This is a genomic window from Desulfofundulus sp., from assembly GCF_049701015.1.
In the GTDB taxonomy this organism is placed as follows: Bacteria; Bacillota; Desulfotomaculia; order Desulfotomaculales; family Desulfovirgulaceae; genus Desulfofundulus.
In genome coordinates this window covers 1-4,339 of record NZ_JBNATZ010000212.1, presented here as the reverse complement: position 1 = coordinate 4,339, position 4,339 = coordinate 1, and the positions used below count along the sequence as shown (strand labels likewise).

At 53.7% G+C, this 4,339-nt stretch carries 4 protein-coding genes and 1 pseudogene; all 5 read right to left on the bottom strand.

What is annotated here, in order from left to right; translation table 11 throughout:
- The coding region (locus ACPLUI_RS11660; RefSeq protein ID WP_424660432.1) for a benzoate/H(+) symporter BenE family transporter at positions 1-859 on the bottom strand (859 nt) is incomplete at its 3' end.
- 156 nt (positions 860-1,015) lie between these two features.
- Positions 1,016-2,041, bottom strand: coding sequence for a 4-hydroxy-2-oxovalerate aldolase (gene dmpG, locus ACPLUI_RS11655; protein ID WP_424660431.1), 1,026 nt, complete (start codon positions 2,039-2,041; stop codon positions 1,016-1,018).
- Complete coding sequence (locus tag ACPLUI_RS11650) at positions 2,022-2,918, bottom strand: acetaldehyde dehydrogenase (acetylating) (protein ID WP_424660430.1); 897 nt, start codon at positions 2,916-2,918, stop codon at positions 2,022-2,024. The genes dmpG and ACPLUI_RS11650 overlap by 20 nt, the downstream gene beginning before the upstream one ends.
- Positions 2,919-2,943: 25 nt before the next feature.
- The gene (locus tag ACPLUI_RS11645; RefSeq protein ID WP_424660429.1) at positions 2,944-3,726 is read right to left on the bottom strand and encodes a 2-keto-4-pentenoate hydratase; all 783 of its coding nucleotides are present in this window, start codon (positions 3,724-3,726) and stop codon (positions 2,944-2,946) included.
- An 87-nt stretch (positions 3,727-3,813) separates the two neighbouring features.
- Positions 3,814-4,339: pseudogene (locus ACPLUI_RS11640) on the bottom strand (nicotinate-nucleotide pyrophosphorylase); the annotation flags it as partial.

Below are 4,339 nucleotides of genomic sequence, written 5' to 3'. Positions count from 1 at the left end.
TATGACCGGCAAAGAAAGCGTTAAAGAATGTAACCACCGAAGGTACTGTATACATAGCATTAACAGGTGGGTTATATCCCCTGGAAAGCAAGACACCTATAGCCTGGATATTTTGAACGCCGACCACCATAAAGAAGAGAGGTACTCCCAGTTCTATCAGGCTTTTAAAATTAAATTCTGGAAATATTACCACTGGTTTTGCTATTTCCCAGGTAATAGGGACAGCTTTACTTAAGCCACTCACTTTTATCAATATAGCGCCTACGATCATCGCCACTACGACACCTGGGATTTTACTGGATAAACCTTTGAAATAATACCAAACAAAGAAGATAGCCAGCATTATCCCGTAAATTGAAGGTACTGTCAGGGCACTAGAAAAAGCATTGAGACCAAAACTTAAGAGCACACCGGCTACCATTCCCAACATAATAGGTACAGGTATGCACTTGATAACGTTCTTAATTGCTCCTGTCCCCGTGAGTACCAGAACAATTACTGCAATAGCTATATATACGCCTACCGCTTCGTAGATACTTCCACCCGATGCCAGGTATTTACCGATAAGCACTGAACCTGGAATGCTATATGCTATGACCACCGGTGTGCGATAGTAAAGAGACATAAACATAGTAGCCAACCCGGCAAAAAAGAAGATGGCGAAGATCCACGATACAGCAATATCATCTGAAAGCTTCCCCTGTTTTGCAGCATTCATAACAATCATCCCAGGACCCATGCTGCTAAATAAAGCACCAATCAGACCGGTAGTAAGACCTGGGAAAGAAAGGTTTTTAAATAGTTCCTTAAAGCTTTCGGTAATACTAAATCCTTTCTCGACGAGGAAAACTCCCCTCATAGCCTCTTATACCTCCCTGGAATGTTTAGTTAGATAGATTTAAAAAATATTTGACATTATCAAACATTTTCCATACTTTTTTATATCGTGTTAAAATTCATGTACGGGGATCCGGTTTCCTTCGCGGAACCGGACCCCCATTATTCATACAGTTTATCAACCAGCCAGAGCCTGTTTATGCCGGGCCATCTCGTAAGCCACGTCAATAATATAGTCTTCCTGGCCTCCTACAATCTTGCGGCGCCCCAGTTCCATCAAAATGTCCCTCGGGTCCAGGCCGAACTTTTCCGCCGCCCTGTATGTGTGCAAGAGGAAACTGGAGTACACGCCGGCAAAACCCAGCATGATGGAAGCATTGTCGATCACCTGTGGGCGGCGCATCATGGGCTCCAGGACAGTGGCAGCATCCATTATCTTATAAAGATCAACGTCTACCTCGCAGCCGACCTTTTTGAGTGCTGCCACAAGAACTTCGGTAGGCGCGTTACCCGCTCCGGCTCCCAAACCGCGCAGGGTCCCATCCACCACCGTGGCCCCTGCTTCCACTGCGGCCAGCGTATTGCCGATGGCCAGCCCCAGGTTGTTATGGGCATGGAAGCCCACCGGAACCTTCAGGCAGGAGCGCACGTAGCCAACCTTTTCCTTAACCTCCGGCGGAGTCATCGCCCCTGCCGAGTCCACCACATAGACCACATCCGCACCGTAACTTTCCATCAACCTGGCCTGCTCGGCAATTTTTTCCTTGTCCACGGTATGGGACATCATCAGGAAACCTACTACTTCCGCCCCCATCTCCTTGGCCAGGCCCATGTGTTCTTCCGATATGTCCGCCTCGGTAACGTGAGTGGCAATGCGGAAGACCTTTACCCCGGCTTTCACCGCCATCTGCATGTCTTTACAAGTACCGATACCGGGCAGTACCAGGGCTGCCAGCTTGGCCCGCTTGAGCACTGGAGCAACTGCACGCAGGTACTCCTCGTCTGTGGCCGCGGCAAAACCGTACTGGAATGAATGCCCGGCCAGGCCGTCGCCGTGAGAAACTTCGATTACGTCCACGCCGGCTTCATCCAGGGCGGCTGCCACCCTGGCCATCTGTTCCGGCGTAAACTGGTGGGCCATGGCGTGCATCCCATCCCGCAAGGTGGTGTCCATAATTCTGATCTCAGGCACAGCTTTCCACATCCTTCCGACTGTAAATCCCCAGCAGGCGCATGGCCATCAACTCGCCCACCCGCGCAGCAGCCGAAGTCATAATGTCCAGGTTGCCCGCATAAGTGGGCAGGTAATCCCCCGCCCCGGTTACTTCAATGATCGTAGTCACCTTGTTCCCTTCCACCAGCGGTTCCACCCGCAGCCGGTAACCGGGAACGTACTCCTGAATGCGCCGTACCATGTCGTGCACTGCAGCACGGATTTTATCTTCATCCGGATGCTCCACCAGAGTGTAGATGGTGTTATGCATCATAATTGGGGGCTCGGCTGGATTCAGGATAATAATGGCCTTGCCCTTTCGTGCTCCCCCCACCACTTCCAGAGCCCTGGCGGTGGTCTCAGTAAACTCATCGATGTTCTGGCGGGTCCCCGGCCCGGCGCTTTTACTTGAAATGGAAGAGATGATCTCGGCATATTGAACGCCTGCGGCCCGGTTGATGGCCGCCACAATGGGCACGGTAGCCTGGCCACCGCAGGTAACCATGTTCACGTTCATGGCGTCCAGGTGCTGATCTATGTTAACCACTGGAACTACGTAAGGACCCACCGCCGCCGGAGTGAGGTCGATGGCAATTTTACCCGCCTCCCGCAGCAGGGGGGCGTGTTTGAGGTGAGGCTTGGCCCCGGTAGCGTCAAAGACAATCTTGATCTCAGGTTCCCGCAGTACTGCATCGATACCTTCGTGTGAAGCTTTAATACCGAGCGATCTGGCCCGGGCCAGGCCCTCGGATTCCGGGTAAATACCCACCATCATGGCCACTTCCACGTATTTGCTGCGCAACAACTTGTACATCAGGTCGGTACCGATGTTACCCGGCCCGACAATCGCCGCCTTTATTTTTTCCAAAGGTACATCCTCCTCAAAGTTAAAATTAAGCACCTACAAATCTCGCGCTTACCGTACCCAGGCGGTCGAAAGAAGCGCGGATGACCGAGCCGGGACCCACCGCCACCGCCTGGGTGAACGAACCGGAAAGCACCACCATACCCGGCTCCAGGCTCAACCCGTAACGTGCCACAGCATTGGCCAGCCAGGCCACGGCCGCTGCCGGGTGGCCGAGTACCGCAGCTCCCGCCCCGGTAGCAAAGACTTCACCATCCTTCTCCAGAACCAGCCCGACCAGACGCAGGTCCAAACCTTCCACCGGCCTTAATGTCCCACCCAGCATAATGGCTGCCGAGGAAGCATTGTCAGCAATGGTATCCTGAATTTTTATCTTCCAGTCCCTGATCCTGCTGTCAATAATCTCTAAGGCAGGCATTACCCCCGCCGAGGCCCGCAATACATCGGCCACGGTAACCCCGGGACCAGCCAGACGGTCCCGCAGCACGAAAGCTATTTCTGCTTCTACTTTGGGCTGGATCAACCTTGACAGGCGTACCGGCTCACCCTCAAGCAGCACCATGGTATCCAGAATATGGCCGTAGTCCGGCTCATAAACGCCCAGCATCTGCTGCATGGCCCTGCTGGTCAGGCCAATCTTCATCCCCACCACCTTCTGGCCCCGGGCACACTTGCGTTCTATCACCTTCAATTGAATCTGATAGGCCGTGGGAATATCGATTTCCGGCCAGGCCTCTGTCAGCGGCTCAACAGGTACTCCCGTTTCTTCCGCCTGCAACAGCCGCCCGGCCCAGTCTTCAATTTGCACCATTTCTCAACCCCACCTATACCTATTCGGTAATAATGAATAATGTTTTGACATCAGGCAAATGTATGAGGATACATTCCACTGTTGGCCCTACGCTGGTCCCAGAACCTCAAAGCGCAGGTCAATCAATGTTGCATCCAGCACCGAACGCCCTATATCTACGATGTCCACATCCAGCTCTGCAATGGCCGGCAGTTCCTCCCTGGTGATTCCTCCGGAAAAAGCAAGGCGTACTCTCTGCCGCCACTCACGCCCGCGCAGGTATCCGGCCACTCTGGTTACATCCTCCATGCGTCCGGTATCTACCATCAACACAGCAGCCCCATTGATTACCGCCTGAGCAGCCTCTTCGGTAATGTCGCCCCATTCACCGCGCAGCTGGATGACCTTTTCGCCGGGTAGTTCTGCTACCGCCTGCAGCGTGCTGGAGATACCTCCAAACATGCGGATATAGTTTTTGTCCAGGTAGATGAACGGGTCGTCGAGGATCCGGGTGGCCACACCGCCCACGGCCGCAGCCCGGCGCAAGTTTTGCCGCCAGGGCAGGGGGAGCTTTTTCCACCCCCCACAGACCACCCGGATACGGCCGGGGAGCATCTCGCGGAACGAGCGGGCG

Bases quoted from the DNA above. Each gene is read 5' to 3' on its own strand.
- ACPLUI_RS11645 (WP_424660429.1), bottom strand. From the start codon at position 3,726: ATGGTGCAAATTGAAGACTGGGCCGGGCGGCTGTTGCAGGCGGAAGAA.
- dmpG (WP_424660431.1), bottom strand. From the start codon at position 2,041: ATGTGGAAAGCTGTGCCTGAGATCAGAATTATGGACACCACCTTGCGG.